A 21,133-nucleotide genomic window follows, 5' to 3' on the forward strand; every position below is an offset into this window, starting at 1 on the left:
GGCGCAGAATTAGTGATTTTTCCTAGAATTGACACTTTTTCTCGTCTACCCTATTTCCGTGAAGAACAAGTTCTGCTAATAAAGCCGATATTTCTTCTATAGATTGATCATAATTATTCATGAACCAATTCATATAAACAGATAAAACACCAGAAAGATAGAAATTAGAAACAACTTCAAATCGACGCATATCTAATTCATTACTTTCTTCAATACGCTTTTGTACATATTCTTTAAGTGCTTCTACGATCTTTACAATAAGAAAAGAACGGTTATTTGTCTTAAAGAGAAGATTAAAGAATTCTAAATCTTTATTTACTGTTTCAGTAAACTTTATAAAGATTTCAGTTAAGAAATCAGCCATATTTGTAAACTCTACAGTACCCATATTATTAATAAATGCCTCTACTGTCAGGTTTTCTATTTCTTCCATAACTTCATAGGCATCTGAGTAGTAATTATAAAATGTCTTACGGTTAATGTTCGCTTTTTTCGCAATATCTGTAATGGTAATCTGATTTACATCTTTTTCATTTAACAGTTCTACAAAAGCTTTATATATTGCATGTTTTGTCTTGATAACTCGTCTATCTGTCTTTTGTTCCATTATTATTTCCCACTTTCTATACAATATGTATCTTTAGCAACATTTCTATTATGTTCTGACCATGTATTGTTTCATGCATTTATATTATAATACAGCCAGATTGTAGGTTTCAACCAGAGGGGATATATAAATGACTTATATTATTCAAAAAAAATTACGTTATTTAGAAAATGCAGGTCGCTTAAATGAAACTAAGAACTATATTCAACATGGTTCTATTACTGTCTATGCACATTGTGTCAATGTAGCTCATATGAGTGTCAGAATAGCCAAATGGCTCCCAATACAGGTTAATATGGATGCTTTAGTCATTGGTGCATTACTTCATGATTATTTCTTATATGACTGGCATGATGGAAAAGGAAGGCATTTTCATGGCTTTACTCATCCAGAATGCGCTTTTAGAAATGCAGAAAAGGACTATACACTCTCACCACGAGTTAAAAATATTATAATTAGACATATGTTTTCTTTAACTCCTGTTCCTCCCACATGCACTGAAGCATGGATAGTATGTATTGCAGATAAGATCTGTGCCATAGAAGAGACATTATTTAGAAGATGAACTGGAATTTCTAGCTTTTTTTAATTATTTGTTGATAGGAATAGAAAAATGACTACCTTTGGAAGTGGGGTAGTCATTTTCTTAAATCTAAGTGAAGAGCCGCTTACTTATCATATAGGTTTGTAGTGGTTGTCAATATAGCTTGATTTTAGCTTTTTATTCTGATTTGAACACTAAAATAACGATATGAGTAATCATAAGTGATCTCTCCATGATACTTATTGACTATATTCATAATAGAACGCATTCCAAACCCATGACTACAATCTTCTTTAGTTGTATTGAAGTTTGGGTTATCTACAAGAGGATTATTGATACTGGTATTCTTAATATCAATAACGAAATCATTACTCTCTTTATAGATATCAAGAATAATCTTCTTAATAGATTTTGATGTACAATTCTCAATCGCATTATCTAATAAATTACCTAGTAATACATAGAAATCTATCTTATCCATAGGGGTATCATCATCAAATTGACTGGCAATAAATTCAATATTCTTACCTTTAATCTTAGATAATTGAGAAGCTAATATAAGATTCAAAGATGCATTACCCGTATCCACTGTTTGTGTTTCATTAATTCTATGTAATTGGTTATTAATATGATTATGGAGTGATTCATAATCTTTTTTTTCACAATCTTCCAGTAATGACAACAACATATGATTCATATCATGCTTGATCTTTCTGATTTCATTCATATGAGTAATGATATTTTCATAATTCTTCTTATTGAATTTCAGTTCCTCATTGTTTAATTTTACTAGATAATTCTCTTTCTCTATACTTAATATTCTATTAACCATCTGGTAGATCAACATCACAAGAATGGTAATCAATACAATTTCTATAGAACTTTCAAGGGGAAGAGAACCTTTTTTGAAAATAGTAATAAGATATGACAGATAGATAAGTGTTAATACAGAATGGATACCTAGATAGAAGGCGGTATATTCTTTAATACGCATTAAATAATCCTTAAACAAATGCCTTGTAAGAAGCAATAATATACATAAAAGAAGATCTGAACCATAGACTATATCATGAATAGGTAAAACCAGATCATATATGAAAATATTGATACCCCATGTCATAATCACATAGGTAAGAACCTTAAGAAAGATAAAGTAAATTGATATAAATAGACATTCTAGAAGTCTGTCATGCTTAAACAGAATGAGGCATAAACCTAATATACATATACTAAGAAGTCCATTATGTATGAACATAGAAGAAATAATAGAAACAGATGATAATAATAGTGCAGAACCAATAAACTTGATTAGATTCTCTTTAATGCTGATAGAATAGACATAATAGAAGAATGACAACAACATCAAAGATAATGCGATGAAACTTATATTATTTGTTTCTAACATCAATGATGCACCTCCTTCATATACTCTAATACAAGCTTTTTCTTTCTTCTACTTATTGGTATCTGGTAATGCTCACTTATATATAATGTTGTACCTTCTAGCTTAGTCACTTTTTTCATATTTGCGAGATAAGAACGTCCAACTCTTTTAAAATGATTAGAATCAATCGTCTTTTCTACATCACCTAGCTGCATATTGACAGTAATAGAAGATGTATCAAAATGTATCTCTGTTTGATGATTGAAGCTTTCACAATAAAGAATAGACTCTTTTCTTAATATATAGGCATTTCCATTGATATAGAATGTTACACTTGGATGTAAATGAGATAAATGATAGTTGATTTCTTCTAATACATCAGGCATTTCTATATCTAGATTCTCTTTTCTAATAAAGTCAAAAGGATGTATATTACATGCTTTATAAACAAGTTCATTATGACTTGTAATAAAGATAATTAAGGCATTCTGATGTCTTTTTTTGTACTCTTTCGCTAGTTCTAATCCTGAAACATGAGGCATATCGATATCTAGGAATAAGACATCAAATTCTACATTTATAGGAAACTGTAAAGCATTTATATATGTATTAACCTCTATATCTGTAGATGAGAAGAAATCACTTATATGATGACAAACATGTTTTAAGTCATCTTCTTCATCATCTACAACTGCAATTCTATATGTCATAGATTCCATCTCCTTATCATTGACGCTTTCAAATAGACCATTAACGATCACACAATTGAATATATATTATGTATTATTTAAAATGAAATAAACAAAAGAACTATTAAATATATTCTAACATATTAAGGAGATAATTTATGAAACAATTCTTCTACTTATTTAAATCCAAAAAGAAACTTCTCTTATTTTCTATTTATTTTATTGTAGTTATTGTAGGAATATTCATCAGTTATAAAGGGGCTTATAGTTCTATTCCTGAAAAAGAAATGATACTAATGAAATCAAAAGATCCTGAAATGGGATTAGACTTCTTCTATTACTTACAGGATTCAGGACTCACACTTATATTATATGTCCTTACAACACTCATTGTGCCTAATATCATTAGTGCTGATTTCTTGCTATATGAGCATAATAAATTCAATCATTTTATGATAACACGTATGTCTTCTTCTATTTATCATAAGAAAGAAAGACAATTCAATTTTCTTGCGACATTTATTCTTATTTTTATGACTCATCTACTTACAGTACTAATCATTCATCTTTTCTTCTTTAAGATATCTTTTTCTATTAATCCAATCTATATGAATGCGACAAGACAGACTAATCTATTATCTAGTTCATTATTTCTTAATCTTATTATCTATATGGTTCTTTCATCTATTGGCTATGCACTTTTTTCTCATTTCTTGTTCTCATTACAGTGTTTTATTAAGAATGTCTATTTCTATAGAACGCTTGGATTACTTGTATCTCTTATTCTTTATATTGGTGCATCAGTTTTATCTCATACATTCTATAATACATCAGGAAGTTTGCTTGCTACATTGGCTTATTTCCTTAATATTATTAATATTCTTACTCCAAGTATTATTAAAAGTCCTGTTTTAAATAACAATCCTCATCTCTTCTATATTGGTACTGCATTACTCTATTATCTTTTGTCATCTATTCTTTTTGGAATGAGGGATTATCATGACTCCACTACTTAAGCTTATTAAGAAACAGGACACTATTTCACTTATTATTTTGATTCTTCTTATTCCTGTAGTCACAAGATTAAGTAAAAGAGTAAACTTCATCTATATTCTCCTTACAAGTAACTATATCACCTTGATTTTGAATATTACTTATCTAGTGGTTATGTATAAGAAGGTGATGATCATCAATGGGATTAATCATACTTTGATTACACGTATGGGGTATAAGAATACACAACAAACCACTTATTCTTTTATGATTATTATTACACTATCTTTCTTGATTATTCTCTATGTCTTCTTATTTCTCGTATATGGTATCTCTCAAATGAGTATCAACCTTCTATTGATGTTAGTTGTTTATACATTGATATTTCTATTTGAGATATCCATTATTTACTTGCAATTCAATAGAAAATCAAACATTCTCTATATCGCTTTACCTATCATTATCAATCTTGCTTATCATTACATGTTCTTCTAGGAGGAAATAAAGATGTTGAAAGTCAATCATATTAAAAAGAGCTTTAAACAAAACACAGTATTAGAAGATATCAATCTAGAAATAAATAAAGGAGAATGCCTCTATATACATGGAAAGAATGGATGTGGTAAATCCACATTCTTTAAAATTATCTGTGACATTATTCAAAGTGATTCAGGTACTATTGAAAAGGAATCTGATACATATATTGGTACACTTATAGAAAACCCAGGATTTATAGAAAATGAATCTTTAAGATTCAATCTTAAGTTTCTTGCTTCACTTAATCATTGTTATAACGAAGAAAGAATAAGAGAATTATGTCATACGTACTCGTTGGATTATGATAGTTCTGCTACACTTAAGAATTATTCTGTTGGTATGAGACAAAAAGCAGGTATTATTCAAGCAGTTATGGAAGATCAGAATCTTATTTTCTTTGATGAACCAACTAGAGGCTTGGATGAAGAGAGTATCATTATATTTGAAAATATGGTCAATACATTAGTAGAAACGGGTAAAAGTGTAGTGATTGCATCACATGACCGCTTAGCACATGTTCACTATACACATACCTATTTGCTAGAAGAGGGGAAACTTAAGAGTGAAGACTATTAAGAACTATGTTTCTCTCTTCATTCTATTTCTTATATGTAAAGGAGTATTTCATATCTCTTTTGTTGACTGTACTCATATCAAATACTTCTTTCCTCAAAGACCTATTTATGTTGTATTTTCACTTCTAGTTAACTACTTCTATTTGAAAATAGTGTTTGATTGTATATTACAGTATATTGAAATAGATACATTTTCAATTATCAGAATGGGAAGAAAGAAGTATCATACAATGATGCTTGAAAGAATAGTCTATACACTTATTGTATTTGTTTTGTTTTCTATTTTTACTGATCTTTTCTTTCATGATATTTGTATTTTAGGACTTATAGAAACAGTCTGCATTGAAATACTCATAGGACTATGTATGTCTTTTTTCTATAAAAGACTAGGGACTCATACGTTTATGATTGCATTCATACTTATTATGTTTACTAAATATTTCATTACTTTGGCTTCAGGATTTTAGTCCTGAAGCCTTTTGTGTTATGATAGTTTCAAGGAGGTGTTCTATGCAACTCATATTTTGTGATATGGATGGCTCATTACTAAACCATCATTCTAAAATCTCACCACGAACATTAGAAACACTCATCAAATTAGAAGAGAAGGGGATAGGAATTATTCTCTCTAGTGGTAGACATATTAACAGTTTAATGAAATATGGTGAGATGCTTCGTTTTGAAAAATATCCCATGAGTGGCTATTCATGCAATAATGGACAAGCTTATCATGATCATCTAGGCGAGAATGTACTTGAACATAAACGCTTAAACTATGATGATTACTTAAAAGTAAGAAGATATGCGAAAGATCATCACTATGGCTTTATTGTCTATATTAATAATAAAAGAGTGATGTTCCATTATAATGAATCATTGCTTATTCGATTACTGCATTTGCATATTCCAATACACGTTGATACAATCTTTGATAAGTTTGTCTATTTTGGATGTCCTTCTTTTGACACGCAGGGACTGGATTATACATGTTCTTTAGTTGATCCTTATTGGCTTGAAATAGGACCGAAAGGTGTAGATAAAGGCACAATGTTAGAAAGAATTGCATGTTTTCATCATATCGATTTAAAAGATATAATCGCTTTTGGAAATGGTGAAAATGATCTTCCTATGCTTATTAAGGCAGGAACAGGTATCGCAATGGGTAATGCACTTGAACATGTGAAAGAACTATCTGATGCAGTCTGTGATGATTGTGATCATGATGGAATAGGTAAATATCTGGAGGACTTACTATTATGATGAATATGTCAGATTATTATGATTTTTCAGGACAGAAGTTTGGATATCCTCTCTCTTTAAGTATCAACAGTTTTGATCGTCATATCTTCTCTAGACAAAAGAGTCTAGAACTCTCTTATGTCTTGCAGGGAGAATACCAGATAGTGACAGAGAAGTTTACTTCTAAACTATCAAAAGGTGAACTTGTGATGATTGCTCCGGGAGATATTCATTTGATTACGCATAAAAAAGATGGAGTTGTTCTTACAATACATATAGACTTTGATCGTATGACTTCCGCAATGAGTGGGAATAGTATTGAGGCTTTTTCTACAATGATTGTCACTAACCAGGCTTATGATCAATTAAAAAATAAGATATCAGGCATCCTCAAACTTATTAAACAGGAGAATTATAACCTTTATACTCTCAATGCCTATATGATGGATATCCTCTCTATTGCGTCTCAGGTTTCTTTCTCTATGTCTTCTCTTCCTTTACAGGATGAAGCCCATAGGAACTATATGCAGGCTATTTTATATATAGACTCACACTATAATGAGAACTTAACTTTAGGTGATGTAGCAGATACACTTTCGTTTAGTTTAAGTTATACATCTAAGTTATTTAAGAAGTTTACTGGTATTACCTTTGTGAAGTATTTAAATAGTGTACGTATTCGTGCTTCTCTAGAAGATTTATTAGAAGGTATCAAGAATATTTCAGAGATATCAGATGAATGCGGTATGCCTAATTCTAAGGCTTATACAGAAGCGTTTAAAGAAATCTATGGTATATCACCTAGTAACTATAGAAAACGTTTTAAGAAGAATTATGCGCCTACAGAAGAAAAAGAAATGAACCTTAATAACTTTGATGAAATACTAGAAGACTTCATCAAGGAAGAAGAAACAATCTACGAAGATGAGAAATGTAAGATCACTTTAAACGATGAACATATTAAGCTAGAAACAGAAGAAGAAATAAAAATATCACAAAAAGGTAAGCGAATACAAATTCTTTTATAGCAGTCATATATTGTCTTCTTTCAGTATTAAGAAGGCAAAATATGACTGCTTTTATATAGAAGCATGATTTTTTATTCACAAGAGGAGTGATATAATGTGGACGAAAGAGAGGAAAATACAAATGAAGGAATTTTCACATTTATTTTCACCTATTAAAGTCGGTGAAACAGTTATAAAAAACAGAGTTTTTATGCCTCCTATCAGTACAAACTTAGCTGATAAAGGTTATGTAACTGATGCGCTTGTTGCACATTATGCAGCACGTGCAAAGGGTGGTGTTGGTTTAATCGTTACTGAAGTCACTACAGTAGAACCAACATATATATATTTACCAGGAGATATGTCTATTCATGATGATAGCTTTATTCCTGGATGGAAAAAATTAACTGAAGCAGTACATCAGTATGATTGTAAGATCTTACCACAGTTATTCCACCCAGCTTATATGGCTTTCCCTATTCCTGGTACACCACGTTTAATAGCCCCAAGTAATGTTGGACCATATTATGCTAAAGAAGCACCACGTTCAGTAACTAAAGAAGAATTAAAGGTTATTATTAAACAGTTTGGTGAAGCAGCTTTAAGAGTTAAAACTGCAGGTGCAGATGGTGTAGAAATCCATGCTGCTCATGCTCATGGTTTATTAGGTGGTTTCTTATCTCCTTTATATAATAAGAGAACAGACGAATACGGAGGAGATATCTCTTGCCGTCTAAGATTAACTTTAGAAGTTATTGAAGAAGTACGTAAGATGTGTGGTAAGGACTTTATCATTGATGTACGTATTTCAGGTGATGAATATACTGATGGTGGTTTAAACATCAACGATATGATCTATGTTTCTAAGACTTTAGAAGCAGCAGGTGTAGATATGCTTCACGTCTCTGGTGGTACAACTATCGCAAGAGGAAGCTCTATTCCAGCTCCAGGCACTAAGATGGGTTCACATGCATTATTAAGTGAAGAAATCAAGAAGCATGTATCAATTCCAGTGGCTACAGTAGGACGTATTACAGAACCTTGGATTGCAGATGAATTAATTGCGAACGATAAAGCAGATATCTGTATGATGGGACGTGCTAACTTATGTGATGCAGAATTCGTAAACAAGGCAATGAGTGGTCATGTAGAAGATATTAGACCATGTATTGGATGCTTACGTTGCTTAACAGGTATTATGTTTGGTAAACGTGTGTCTTGTACAATCAACCCTTCATTAGAAATTGAAAACGAAGATACAATTAAAGAAGCAGAAGAAAAGAAGAACATTCTTGTCATCGGTAGTGGACCAGCAGGTATGGAAGCTGCATTTGTAGCACATAAACGTGGTCACCATGTTGTATTATGCGAAAAGGATGATAAGTTAGGTGGAGAAATGAACTTAGCTGCAGTACCTATCGCAAAACAGGATCTTACACTTGTTATCAAGTATATGGCTCATAAACTTGAAGGTGTTGATGTAAGATTAAATACAGAAGTGACATTAGATATGTTACAGAATGAATTCAAGGATTATGAAGTTATTGCAGGTACTGGTGCTTCTCCAATCGTTATTAATCCATTTACTCAGTTTAAATCATGGATGACAGCTGATGATGTATTAGCTGGTAAAGCATTCCCAGGTCGCAAGATTGTTATTATTGGTGGTGGATCAGTAGGTTGTGAAACAGCTGATTACTTAGCACCATTAATCAATGACTTATTCCCTAGAAATAGAGATGTAACTATATTAGAAATGGCAAATGGTGTTATGATGAATGAATCTGGACCAGGCAGAAGCTTACTTGTAAGAAGAATGATGCAGAAGGGTATCAAGATCATTACAAGTGCTAAGGTAGAATCAGTGACTGAAACTGAAATCAACTATGCACAAGACGATGTAACTCATACTATTAAGGATGCAGATACACTTATCTTTGCAGCAGGTTATAAGAAGAATCCAGCTGTAGAAGAAATGCTTCAGGCAAGTGGTCTTAACTATCATATGATTGGGGATGCCCATGAAATCGGTAATATCAAGACAGCTATTACAGAAGCATATAATCTAACTAAAGACCTATAAAATAATCGACCCTCTCAAAAATGAGAGGGTCTTTATTATCTGTGATATACAAATGTTTTAATGATTGATTGTAGTTCCTGTTTAGATTCCTTCTTATCACCATTAAGCCATCCCATCATAATATAGTGAAGGGGTGTTAAGAAAGAAATCATGAAATACTTAAAGTATTTCTCAATGAATGGATTATCAAATTCACGAAGAGAGACTTCTTCTAGAAAACGCTGCTTCTCCTGTGACAAAAAATCCTGGTAATACCACTTCTCTAATGTAATGAAGATAGTTGCATGCGCTTCATAGACATCAATTACTTTCATGATAAAGTCATCAGACTCTATATACTGCTTGTCTTCTATTTTATCTAGATAAGTATGTTTGAATAGATTAAAATAGATTTCTTTTAAAACATCCTCCTTAGAACGATAATGGAGATAAAAGGATTGTCTAGAAAGACAGGCATTTTGACATATCTTTCCTACTGTTAGATCTTCATAATCACTCTCTTTTAGTAACTCCACAGTGCTTTCGTAAAGTCTTTTCTTCGCTTCTTTTTTCATAATGTGATCCGCCTTTAATTTAATTTTACCTTATTTCAAGGCAATAAAAAAGCATCAACTCCTATGGAGCTGAAACTTTTCACTCTATATGTCATTTTAAGTATTTATTTGTCTTGAAAAGCACGATTATCTATCTCTATGATATTCCAAAACATAGGATAACCTTGCTTACCACCACTATTTGCCCAGGCGCTTTCCTTATGGATTTCACCACGAGGACTCCAGTCATACTCATCTTCCTCACATGATTCAATATCAATATTTAGAGAATCAAATGTCTTAGAAGCACTCTCATATAATGCTTTGACTGCTTCCTCGCGTGTTTGAAATAATCCTTCTATTTCAATGTTTTCTCCATTTTCATTGTCACCATAGATTACTGCGTACATAGTATCGCTTTCTTTCTTCTTTCATTATAGTCTCTTTGCGGATTACTGTTAAATGATAAGAAAAACAATTTCTTGTAAACATTATATTACTGTACTTATTTACACAAAATTATGATAGAATGCATGTATATCATAACTAGGAGAACAATATGAAGATAACAGATTTGATGAGTAAAGAAGCCATCAAGATTCATGGTCATGCCTCTAACAAGATGGATGCAATTGATCAAATGGTGTCTTTAATGTATAGGCAGGGTAATGTCTCTGACAAAGAAGCATATAAAGAAGCAGTTATAGAAAGAGAAAATCTTTCTACTACAGGTATGGTAGATGGTATTGCGATACCTCATGCAAGAACAACTGCCATTACCAAAGCAGGTATTGCGGCAATGACTTTGCCTGAGGGTGTAGATTATCACTCTATGGATGGCCAGCCTACAACTCTTATTTTCTTGATTGCAGCACCGGATAATGGCGATAATGTACATTTACAGGTATTAAGTGAACTTTCTACATTACTTATGGATCATGACTTTTGTGAGGATTTAAAGAATGCAGGAACACCTGAAGAATTCTTATCTATTATTGATTTAGCACAAAGTGCTAAACATGAAACAGAAGCAGTTGAACACCCTGAAGTCTTAGCAGTCACTGCCTGTCCAACAGGAATTGCGCATACCTATATGGCTGCAGAAGCATTAGAAAAAAAGGCCAAGGAAATGGGCGTATCTATTAAGGTAGAAACTCAAGGTTCAGTTGGAGTTAAGAATGAACTCAGTCAAGAAGATATAGAACATGCAAAAGGTGTCATTATTGCGGCTGATAAGAATATTTCTCTAAATCGTTTTAATGGTTTACCACTATATAGCTGTCCTGTCGCAAGAGGAATTGATGAACCTGAAACACTTATTCAGATTATTCTAGATGAACAGGCACCTGTCTATAAAGGTGAAGAAGTAAAAGTTGAGAATAACCAGGAGAAGGGATGGCATATTCCTTATAAACATTTAATGAATGGTTTCTCTCATGCTTTACCTATTCTAGTTGTAGCAGGATTTATGAGTGTACTTGCATTTAGTTTTACACGTGATACACAAAGTCAATACTTTCAGATATTGAATGTACTTGGAAACATTCTCTATTTATTTGTATTACCTGTATTATCAGGCTATATTGCGATGAGTATTGCGGATCGTCCAACCTTAGGACCAGGACTTTTATGTGGATATATTGCCTATAGTGGCTTTTCATTAAGTTGGTTAAATGACCCAGTCACTTTACGCACATCAGGCTTTTTAGGAGCTATAGTAGGAGGTTTTCTTGCCGGATACTTAATGCTTGTGGTAGAAAGATTGTTTAAGAATGTTCCTGATATGTTTGATGGTATTAAACCAGTCTTATTATATCCAGTATTAGGTGTACTCGCATCTGGTATAGCGATGACAGTACTTAATACATATTTAATTAAGTGTCATACAATCATTATCGATTGTCTCTATGACCTGCCACTTATTTCAGTGGTTATTATTGGTGCATCACTTGGTGCGATGATGTCTATCGATATGGGTGGACCTATTAATAAGTTTGCCTATTTATTTGCGAATGCTTTAGTCTTTACTAAAGCCCCTAATTCAGATGTTATTATGGCTGCTGTTATGGGGGCTGGGATGATTCCACCTCTTGCGATTGCCTTCTCTACACTTGTATTTAAAGAAAAGTGGACTGAAGAAGAAAGAGGTACTACTTTTAAAAATATTATTATGGGCTTATCATTTGTATCAGAAGGAGCTATTCCTTTCATAAAGAAAGATCAAAAACATGTCTTACCAGCATGTATCTTAGGATCATTTATTACAGGAGCATTATCTGCTTACTATAAATGTGGTGTCATGTTACCTCATGGTGGCATCTGGGTTATCTATCTTATGACTAATCCATTTAAATATGTTATAGCACTTCTAGCAGGTACAATTGTATCAGGTCTTATTATTACATTTACACACAAGTCTGAGTATTAACTCGGGCTTTTTATGATACAAAAAGAGAGGGCATTGGTAAACAAGATATTTGTGATTCTTATTTTTATTAGATATATTATCTAGTATTTGAATTAGTTTTATAATTCCAGGCATATTTTTAGGAATCATATTGTAGTTGTTGGGATTAAGGTATTCTTCTTGACGTTCTCCATGTTTTTGACAGAAGTAGTAAGAAACAGATGAACGTAGTTTTCTTTCTATACGGCATAAATACTTGAAGAATAATCCACGTAATTCTTCATCTAATTCGTAAAGAGTAACTATATTTTCAAAACAAGTATTATTAACGTACTTTCGGGTATGAATATCAATAAATGGATGCTTGTAACCATCGATTAATCCATAGTAACTGATATTTTTTAGGGATGTTAATGCAAAATCGGTGTTTGTAATTATTAAATTTTTCTCGTTCTTTAACTTCTCAATTTGAGTGGTATATGTAATAAATGGTTTTGTCATATGCACCTCGTAAAAATATGTATTATGAGAACTGCTATAACTTAATGTTTTAAATTAGGAACTGGAGTATTTAAAATGACGCTTCTATACTAAATATACCTATGTGACTGGAGAATTTCTTTTGTGAAATATACTATTTTTAAGTAAAAAAAAGAAAGGGGCCTCGGCACCCTCCCCCGATTGCAGGCTTCACAAGTATCTGCAATCTGATTGCAAATACATATAACCCATATGTCATAGAAAGTCAATTGTGGATGAAAAAAATGAAATTGTAAATAAGAAAAAAGTCCAAAAGTTTAGATGAACACAAGAATAATTCTACATTTTACGTTTTTCATGGAGGTACAAGTAAAAACTTTATATAATTTAGTATATGAGATTACAATGAATAAATGAATTGCTTAACATGGTAAATAAGGACAAGTGGGCTGAAATATATAATCCAGGCAATTGTTTTAATGTAAATTCATATGATTATAACTCTTTAAAAAATAAGGTGATACTATGAGAAGAATATCAATACTATTTCAAACACTTAAAGATTTAAACAAAGATAGATGGGTGAGAAAATATAATCCTAATCAACGATTTTTTGTTGATGTAGATTGGTATAATACTGAAGAAGACTATTTAAATGCATTACGTGATGATTGGAAATCTGAAGCAGATCCATTTGATGAATGTAATCATTATGTTGATGTAACTAAATATGATAATTTTGAAGACTATGAAAAAGCAGTTAATATATGTTTAGAACACCTTGAATGGATTGAAGAAGTATCTAGATATGGTGACTTTGATATTGATCCACAAAACTATAAGAATGAAGATACTTATCTGGATGCTCTAACAAATATAATAAAAGAAAAATATGATCCAGAAGATGAATTCTATTGTCTTGATCCTCTAGATTATGATTCACCTGATGAATATTTTTATGAAATAAGTGAAAGAATACATTGGTTAGAACTATATGATCCAAATCATCAATATCCTGTTGATCCAAGTGAATTTAATGATGAAGAAGATTATGTAGAAGCTGTCAATGAGTGGAAAGACTATGTTGCAAGTCTTGATGCAGAATTAGATGAAGAAGCTTTAAAGTCTGATGATATGGATGATTATCGTAATAGAGCACTAAAACAAATATCTAGAAAACGTCCAAACTCTGTTGAGTATCATTTGGATAATATAGTAGAAGTGCCTCAAGAGGGTAATGTATCTGAAGATGATAAAAAATCTTGGGAAGATAAACATAATTTCTATAATTCATTTAGTTCTGTAGATCCTACACAGTATGATCATGAATTAGATTATCTAGATGATTTACGTAAACAATGGAAAGAGTACTATGATCCTTCTGATATGTATGATGTAGATCCACATGATTATGATAATGAAGAAGAGTATATGGAAGCTATCAAACAATATATTAAATCCAAGTATAGGTAATATTTCTCTATGTATATTTGTTATTGTCCGACATGTAACATACGCTTACATTTACGATAAATACAAAACAAACAAATAAATTTACATTATTCGCAATAAAGTGTTGACAAAAAATAATATTGGATTATTATATAGGCATACATACGAAACAGAGCGATGAACAAGATACGATTTCTAATCCGCTTCCTATAGAGAGCATCCGGTTGGTGGAAAGGATGTAGGTAATGATTATGGGACCATCCCTTGTGAGCTGTTTTCTTGAAAAATAATAGTAAAGAAAGCCGTAATTTCTGCGTTAAAGAAATAGCATTCATGGGATGTGAAGTGGTGATGTTAATCACAATCTAAGTGGTACCGCGGAAACGAAGGTTTTCGTCTTAGACAGTTCATTCTAAGACGAAAGCCTTTTTTATATCTGTTTTATATGTATAAAGTAATTCTGGGGGGAATTTATTTATGAATGGTTTACTTTTACTTGGATTAGCAGCCCTTATCCTAGTAGTAGCCTATCTATGTTATGGTCGCTATTTAGTAAAAACTTGGGGTATTGATCCTAATGCAACAACACCTGCTGTTGCGAAAGAAGATGGCACAGACTATGTACCTACTAATAAATGGTCAGTCTTTGCACATCAGTTCTCATCTATCGCTGGTGCTGGACCAGTTACTGGACCAGTAATGGCTATGGTATTTGGCTGGTTACCTGCATTCTTATGGGTAGTTATCGGTGGTGTATTCTTCGGTGCTGTACAGGATTTCGGTGCACTTTATGCTTCAGTAAAATCTGAAGGTAAGTCAATGGGTCAGATCATCGAAAAGTACATTGGTAGAACTGGTAAGAAATTATTCTTCTTATTCTGCTGGGTCTTCACATTAATCGTTATTGCTGCATTTGCAGATATGGTTGCTGGAACATTCAATGGTTTCAGTGCTGAAGGAGCTAAGCTTGCACCTAATGCCAGTGCTGCTTCTATCTCTATTCTTTATGTATTTGTTGCTATGGCATTTGGTTTGTTATTACGTAAGGTTAACTTAGAAGGTTGGCCAAAAGTTGTACTTGGAATTGTCTTAATCGTTGCAATGCTTGCAGTTGGTATCAAATTCCCAGTATATGCAACTAAAACAACTTGGATCTATTTAGTATTCATTTATATTTTCTTTGCATCTGTTACACCAATGTGGTTATTAAAAGGTCCACGTGATTACTTAACTACATTCTTATTCATCGGTATGATTGCCGCTGCAGTTGTTGGTGTATTCTTAAGTAATCCAACTGTTACTGTACCAGCATTCACTGGATTTAAATCAGCAACAGGAAGCTACTTATTCCCAACACTATTTGTAACAATCGCTTGTGGTGCCGTATCTGGTTTCCATTCTCTTGTATCTTCTGAAACATCTTCTAAGATGGTCAAGAATGAAAAAGATATGCTTCAGGTTGGTTATGGTTCAATGTTATTGGAATCATTACTTGCTGTATTAGTTATCGTAATCGTTGGTTCATTACCAAACTTAAAACAGACTGGTGTCTTAGATACAGCTCTTGCTAACATGGCTTTAGCTGACACTGCTACACCTTTCACTAAGTTCTCTGCTGGTGTAACTGGCTTAGTGGCACAGTTAGGTTTACCACAGTCTTGGGGTCTTTGTATTATGACTATGTTCGTTTCAGCACTTGCACTTACTTCATTAGATGCAGTTGCTAGAATCTCACGTATGTCATTCCAGGAATTCTTTGAAGTAGAAGAAGGAGAAAATCCATCACAGTTAGTATCAGTCTTAACTAATAAATATGTCTCTACACTCATTTCACTCTTCTTTGGCTATTTATTAAGCTTAGGCGGATATGTTAACATCTGGCCATTATTCGGTTCAGCAAACCAGTTATTAGCTGCAATGGTATTAATCTCACTTGCTGTATTCTTAAAGGTTACTGGAAGAAAAGGTTTCATGTTATATGTACCAATGGTATTAATGTTCATCGTTACTATGACTGCTTTAGTTCAGGCAATCTACGGTATCTGTATGAAGTTATTCGTAACTGGTGGCTTCATGATCATGACAGATGGTCTACAGTTAGTCGTTGCCCTATTATTAGTCGCTCTTGGACTTATGATTACTTTCCATTCAACTGGTAAGTTAGTTAATTCAAAAGCTGAATAATCTACATTATAGTCCCTATTTGTAGGGGCTTTTTTTCGCGTTCTGAAAATGTTGTAGAGAGTGTAAATCTCGTATGATTATATGTAATGTTAAACAAATTAAATATCTTTACACATGTCATGGAATTATAAATCAATTTATATATTTATATAATCGTTACACTTAGGAATAAAACAAATATAGAACTATTTTTATCATGAAAATGAGAAAAAAAGCCACTTTGCTAATTGTTAAATTCATAAATAACTATAATTCTATTACATATTAAAAGAAATTTACAAAAGGGTATTGACGAGGGAAAAAATGTTTTTTACAATAGACCTGTGTCTAGAGAGCGGACACAGCAAACTGCCCTATAGCATGCTTTATAACTAGTCATGTAAAGTATGTTGGTTCTCTAGAACCGGGGCACTTTGTTTTGTATAGTCAGACGTGATTCTTAGGAGTCATGTCTTTTCTTTTGTCACATAATGTGATACTTTGTTTTTCTTTTTTTGAAATTCCTTGTAACCCCTTCGATTATTCATATATAATGTCGTAGGTTATGAGGAGGAATTTATGAAACACTTACAAATGAAATACAATAGTATTCAGTTCTTATATTGGATCACTAACTGTACGATCTTTGGTTATGTAGCCATCTTCTTACAATATAAGGGACTGTCTAATACAGAAATTGGGATTGTTACTGCAATGGGAAGTATTGTGATGCTTATACTTTCAGCTAATATTTCTAACTTACCAAATCAATATGAAAAGCTTACACCACATAATGTCATATTAGGTATATATGCTATATTATTTGCGTCATTTAGTGCTCTTTATTTTATGACATTACCTAAAGTAGTGGTCATGGTACTTTACATCGCCTTATTATTCTTAGTGACATGTGTTGTTCCGTTCCTATCACAGTTCGCAATGGACTATGTCAAGATGGGTCATGATATTAATTTTGGACTTGCAAGAGGACTTGGTTCATTCTCTTATGCATCAAGTGCTTTCTTAATGGGGTACTTAGTAGAGTGGCTTGAACCATCTGTAATCTATATCGTATTTATTATTTCAAGTATTCTATTTATTATTAACTTGTTGATTCTCCCACACTCTACTATTAAGAATGAATCAACAGAAAAACCAGCCAATCCATTTGGTCTTATTACTAAATATAAGAAGTTCTTCTTCTTTTTATTAGGATTTGGATTTGCGATTGCGGGTGCTACTTCTTTATCTACTTACTTAATTAATATCGTTAAAAAGCTAGGGGGAGATTCTTCTTTCTATGGTATTGCAATATTCTTTATGGCAGCAAGTGAAACACCTTTTATGACAATGACTTATCGCTTGAAAAAGAAGTTCGGTCCTGAAAAGCTTATTGTCTTTGGACTCACTATGTATATCTTTAGAAACTTCTTAATAGCTTTAGCACCTAATCTATTAGTCTTATTAATAGGTATGGTATTCCAGGGATGTTCTTATGGATTATTGTTTGCAACATATACATATTATTGTAATGATGCCTTATCTGAATCAGATCAGATGGCAGGCCAGACTCTTATCACAATGATGGCTAATGGGTTTGGTTTCTGTTTAGGTAATTACTTTGGTGGTGTCTTACAGGATACATTAGGATTACAAAGCATGCTGATCTTTGCGATGATAGTTACTCTTATTGGGGCGATTATTGGAGTATGTACTTATAAATTTATGAAAGACTAGAGGAAGAGAAATCTTCCTTTTTTTTACTTTAAAAAAAGGAGCGTTAGGGGTTACATAAAGGAATAAAAATGATATAATTACCACGTTATGAAAATATAACGCTTTTTTTTATGATTATTATATTTATTCGTTTCTTCTCAAGAAAAAAGTTTTAAGTAATGTGATTTTTTACAGTTATAGAGGAATAAATGTATAATAATAGTAGATAGACTACAGAAGAGGGGATCAAGTTGAACTTTTTACAGAAATTAGGTAAATCCCTAATGCGTCCTGTGACAATTTTACCACTGGCTGCATTATTAAAAGGAATTGGCTACTGGATTGATCCCGTGGGATGGGGAGTCAATAATCCATTTGCTGCTTTTTTGATTTTATCAGGTGGCGCAGTTATTGATAATCTTCCTATACTATTTGCGATTGCGGTAGCCATAGGAATGACAGATAAGAAGAATATGACGTTATCTCTTGCAGCTGTCATTGATTATCTGATGATTACTAAAATCTTGTCACCAGAAGGTATTTCACTTATATCAGGTCTCCATGTCAGTGAGATTGCTCTTGCCTTTCAGGATACAAATAATGCCTTTATAGGTATTATGGTAGGGTTGATTGTGGCTTATTGTTTTAAGAAGTTTAATCATTTTGGACTTCCAGGGCCTCTTTCATTTTTTAGTGGTGAAAGATTTATACCTATTATATCAGCTGTTATTACATTGATTTTTGCTGGGGTATTTATCTATGTCTGGCCATTACTTTATGATGCATTTATCAATTTTGGTACATGGATGTCTCATTTAGGACCACTGAGTGCAGGTCTCTATGGATTTTTCAATAGACTTCTTATCCCAACCGGTCTCCATCATGCATTGAATTCAGTATTCTGGTTTAATGTAGCAGGTATTAATGATATAGGTCGCTTCTGGGGTACTGTATCAGGAGGAGTTAAAGGGGTCACAGGTATGTATCAGGCAGGCTTCTTTCCTGTCATGATGTTTGGCTTACCTTGTGGTGCACTCGCAATCTATCAGTCAGCCGATAAAGAAAATAGAAAAAAGATAGGTGCATTGATGTTCTCAGCAGCGCTTGCCTCTTTCTTGACAGGTATTACAGAACCATTGGAATTTTCTTTTATGTTTCTAGCACCAAGTCTCTTTATCGCTCATGCTATTATGACTGGTATGATGATGTTTATTGCAGCAAGTCTGCACTGGCTGGCAGGATTTAGCTTTTCTGCAGGGCTTCTTGATTATATATTAAGCTTTAAGGCACCTTGTTCCTATCAGGCGATACATTTGATTCCTTTAGGAATTATATGTGGTGCTCTCTATTATGTAGTATTTAGAAGTATGATTCTTCATTTTGATCTCATGACACCAGGACGTATTAAAGAAGAAGCAGAGGAAGTTGTACCAGTTATTTCATTTGATTATGATGATCTGGCTATTTCTTTTGTAGAAGCACTAGGTGGAAGAAATAATTGTTTATCTGCAGATGCCTGTATTACACGCTTAAGACTGGAAGTTAAGGATATAAGTCTTATTAATAAGGATGAGATTACACGGTTAGGCTTTGATCATGTAGTAGAAGCAGGAGAACACTATGTTCAGATCCTCGTAGGTACTCATGCACAGTTTATAGCCGATGCGATGAACGATATATTAATGTAAAGGGGAATATTATGAGAATAATCAAGATCTTCAATAACAATAGTGTTGCTGCTATTTCTCCGGAATTGGGTGACATTATTTTAACGGGTTCAGGAATTGGTTTTCAAAAGAAAGTAGGGGATTTGGTTGATCCTCATAAAATAGAAAAGACATATCTTTTTAAAGAAGACCCCCATAAAAGATTAGAAAGAGAAGAAGACATCTCACCAGACTGTTACGAAATCACAAATCAGATTGTCACATATGCCATTAAGAAGCTTAAATCACGCTATTATGGTGAGATCTTCTTGACGATGACAGACCATATCTCATTTGCTTTAAAGCGTAAACAGGAAAATATCAGGATTCCTTATGTTGTGCTAGGGGATGTCAGTGTTTTATATAAGGATGAATATGAAATAGGTCTTTGGGCATTAAGTTATATTAAGAAGAAAACAGGAATTACATTGGATATAGAGGAAGCCAACTATATTGCTCTTCATCTTGTTAACTTCTCGATGGATAATAACACTCATAATGCGACTAAAATCATGTGCTTTGTAACAGATATTATTGGTATTATTGAAAATAGTATGAAGGTGACTATTTCTCCTCAATCTTTAAGCTATGCAAGACTTTCTACTCATCTCAAATACTTAGCTGAACGTATCTTTACAGGACAGGAAATAAACCTTAAAGATACAACAGAAGATATCCGAGAACTATTAAAAGAGAATCTAAGATTATCCATGTGTATCAACCGTATTGTAAAACATATTAAAGAAAAATATAAATATGATTTATCACCGGATGAGCAGACGTTCTTATGTATCCATATTAAACGTATCATGCAATAATTGATGAAAACGCTTGTAATATAAAAAATATACTGCTATACTATTCAAGTAAATGTGGATTGTTACTCTAAGCAGGCAAGACCAAATAAAGATTATGACACTTTTTTTTGTCATACTTTATTTGGTCTTTATTTTTTGTAAAAATCCATGTTGAATACTCATTTCATCAACTAGGAGCATGAAATGAGACAAAATATAAA

At 32.6% G+C, this 21,133-nt stretch carries 20 protein-coding genes and 1 other annotated feature; of the genes, 14 read left to right on the plus strand and 6 right to left on the minus strand.

Features of this window, described 5'->3' with window-relative positions; all coding sequences use genetic code 11:
• Positions 1–22: 22 nt before the first annotated feature.
• Positions 23–607, minus strand: a complete 585-nt coding sequence (locus tag QZQ55_RS03860) for a TetR/AcrR family transcriptional regulator (RefSeq protein WP_295090102.1) — start codon at positions 605–607, stop codon at positions 23–25.
• 130 nt (positions 608–737) lie between these two features.
• Here QZQ55_RS03860 and QZQ55_RS03865 point away from each other — a divergent pair, with 130 nt between their 5' ends.
• Positions 738–1,172 carry an HD domain-containing protein gene (locus tag QZQ55_RS03865; protein ID WP_295090105.1) on the plus strand — a complete coding sequence of 145 codons (435 nt, stop codon included), beginning with the start codon at positions 738–740 and terminating at the stop codon, positions 1,170–1,172.
• A 148-nt stretch (positions 1,173–1,320) separates the two neighbouring features.
• Here QZQ55_RS03865 and QZQ55_RS03870 read toward each other — a convergent pair whose 3' ends face one another.
• Entirely contained in the window at positions 1,321–2,556 is a 1,236-nt protein-coding gene (locus QZQ55_RS03870) for a GHKL domain-containing protein (RefSeq protein WP_295090108.1), read from the minus strand.
• Positions 2,556–3,245, minus strand: a complete 690-nt coding sequence (locus tag QZQ55_RS03875) for a LytTR family DNA-binding domain-containing protein (RefSeq protein WP_295090111.1) — start codon at positions 3,243–3,245, stop codon at positions 2,556–2,558. Before QZQ55_RS03875 ends, QZQ55_RS03870 begins: the two co-directional genes overlap by 1 nt.
• A gap of 137 nt (positions 3,246–3,382) precedes the next feature.
• Here QZQ55_RS03875 and QZQ55_RS03880 point away from each other — a divergent pair, with 137 nt between their 5' ends.
• The 7 genes from QZQ55_RS03880 (at position 3,383) to QZQ55_RS03910 (ending at position 9,658) form a co-directional block, all read left to right on the plus strand.
• A complete protein-coding gene (locus QZQ55_RS03880; RefSeq protein ID WP_295090114.1) occupies positions 3,383–4,240 on the plus strand; it encodes a hypothetical protein in 858 nt (285 codons plus the stop codon).
• Positions 4,224–4,712: a hypothetical protein gene (locus QZQ55_RS03885; protein ID WP_295090117.1), complete on the plus strand. Its 489-nt coding sequence runs from the start codon at positions 4,224–4,226 to the stop codon at positions 4,710–4,712. The genes QZQ55_RS03880 and QZQ55_RS03885 overlap by 17 nt, the downstream gene beginning before the upstream one ends.
• 12 nt (positions 4,713–4,724) lie before the next feature.
• Positions 4,725–5,330 carry an ATP-binding cassette domain-containing protein gene (locus QZQ55_RS03890; protein WP_295090120.1) on the plus strand — a complete coding sequence of 202 codons (606 nt, stop codon included), beginning with the start codon at positions 4,725–4,727 and terminating at the stop codon, positions 5,328–5,330.
• Entirely contained in the window at positions 5,317–5,796 is a 480-nt protein-coding gene (locus tag QZQ55_RS03895) for a hypothetical protein (protein ID WP_295090123.1), read from the plus strand. The genes QZQ55_RS03890 and QZQ55_RS03895 overlap by 14 nt, the downstream gene beginning before the upstream one ends.
• A 43-nt stretch (positions 5,797–5,839) precedes the next feature.
• Positions 5,840–6,589, plus strand: a complete 750-nt coding sequence (locus QZQ55_RS03900; RefSeq protein ID WP_295090125.1) for a Cof-type HAD-IIB family hydrolase — start codon at positions 5,840–5,842, stop codon at positions 6,587–6,589.
• On the plus strand, positions 6,586–7,596 hold the full coding sequence (locus tag QZQ55_RS03905) for a helix-turn-helix transcriptional regulator (protein WP_295090128.1): 1,011 nt from the start codon (positions 6,586–6,588) through the stop codon (positions 7,594–7,596). The genes QZQ55_RS03900 and QZQ55_RS03905 overlap by 4 nt, the downstream gene beginning before the upstream one ends.
• 121 nt (positions 7,597–7,717) lie before the next feature.
• Entirely contained in the window at positions 7,718–9,658 is a 1,941-nt protein-coding gene (locus QZQ55_RS03910) for an FAD-dependent oxidoreductase (protein ID WP_295090131.1), read from the plus strand.
• Positions 9,659–9,693: 35 nt separating this feature from the next.
• Here QZQ55_RS03910 and QZQ55_RS03915 read toward each other — a convergent pair whose 3' ends face one another.
• Both QZQ55_RS03915 and QZQ55_RS03920 read right to left on the minus strand, forming a co-directional pair.
• Entirely contained in the window at positions 9,694–10,212 is a 519-nt protein-coding gene (locus QZQ55_RS03915; RefSeq protein WP_295090134.1) for a TetR/AcrR family transcriptional regulator, read from the minus strand.
• Between the two features lie 104 nt (positions 10,213–10,316).
• Positions 10,317–10,601 (minus strand): hypothetical protein, encoded by a 285-nt coding sequence (locus QZQ55_RS03920; RefSeq protein WP_295090137.1) that lies wholly within the window; start codon positions 10,599–10,601, stop codon positions 10,317–10,319.
• 149 nt (positions 10,602–10,750) lie between these two features.
• On the opposite strand from QZQ55_RS03920, the gene QZQ55_RS03925 reads away from it, so the two are divergent.
• Positions 10,751–12,619 (plus strand): fructose-specific PTS transporter subunit EIIC, encoded by a 1,869-nt coding sequence (locus tag QZQ55_RS03925; protein WP_295090139.1) that lies wholly within the window; start codon positions 10,751–10,753, stop codon positions 12,617–12,619.
• Here QZQ55_RS03925 and QZQ55_RS03930 read toward each other — a convergent pair.
• Positions 12,578–13,099, minus strand: a complete 522-nt coding sequence (locus QZQ55_RS03930) for an Abi family protein (protein WP_295090143.1) — start codon at positions 13,097–13,099, stop codon at positions 12,578–12,580. The two genes, QZQ55_RS03925 and QZQ55_RS03930, sit on opposite strands and share 42 nt — an antisense overlap.
• 504 nt (positions 13,100–13,603) lie before the next feature.
• On the opposite strand from QZQ55_RS03930, the gene QZQ55_RS03935 reads away from it, so the two are divergent.
• The 5 genes from QZQ55_RS03935 (at position 13,604) to QZQ55_RS03955 (ending at position 20,933) form a co-directional block, all read left to right on the plus strand.
• Positions 13,604–14,551 carry a hypothetical protein gene (locus tag QZQ55_RS03935; RefSeq protein ID WP_295090146.1) on the plus strand — a complete coding sequence of 316 codons (948 nt, stop codon included), beginning with the start codon at positions 13,604–13,606 and terminating at the stop codon, positions 14,549–14,551.
• A 147-nt stretch (positions 14,552–14,698) separates the two neighbouring features.
• Positions 14,699–14,934 (plus strand) — a binding site (T-box leader).
• A 73-nt stretch (positions 14,935–15,007) separates the two neighbouring features.
• A complete protein-coding gene (locus QZQ55_RS03940; protein ID WP_295090149.1) occupies positions 15,008–16,714 on the plus strand; it encodes a carbon starvation protein A in 1,707 nt (568 codons plus the stop codon).
• A gap of 558 nt (positions 16,715–17,272) precedes the next feature.
• Positions 17,273–18,430: an MFS transporter gene (locus QZQ55_RS03945; RefSeq protein WP_295090153.1), complete on the plus strand. Its 1,158-nt coding sequence runs from the start codon at positions 17,273–17,275 to the stop codon at positions 18,428–18,430.
• A 230-nt stretch (positions 18,431–18,660) separates the two neighbouring features.
• Entirely contained in the window at positions 18,661–20,097 is a 1,437-nt protein-coding gene (locus QZQ55_RS03950; protein ID WP_295090156.1) for a PTS transporter subunit EIIC, read from the plus strand.
• An 11-nt stretch (positions 20,098–20,108) separates the two neighbouring features.
• The gene (locus tag QZQ55_RS03955; protein ID WP_295090160.1) at positions 20,109–20,933 is read left to right on the plus strand and encodes a PRD domain-containing protein; all 825 of its coding nucleotides are present in this window, start codon (positions 20,109–20,111) and stop codon (positions 20,931–20,933) included.
• The last annotated feature ends 200 nt before the right edge of the window (positions 20,934–21,133 follow it).

It is taken from the genome of uncultured Catenibacterium sp., assembly GCF_900540665.1.
Lineage (GTDB): Bacteria > Bacillota_I > Bacilli_A > Erysipelotrichales > Coprobacillaceae > Catenibacterium.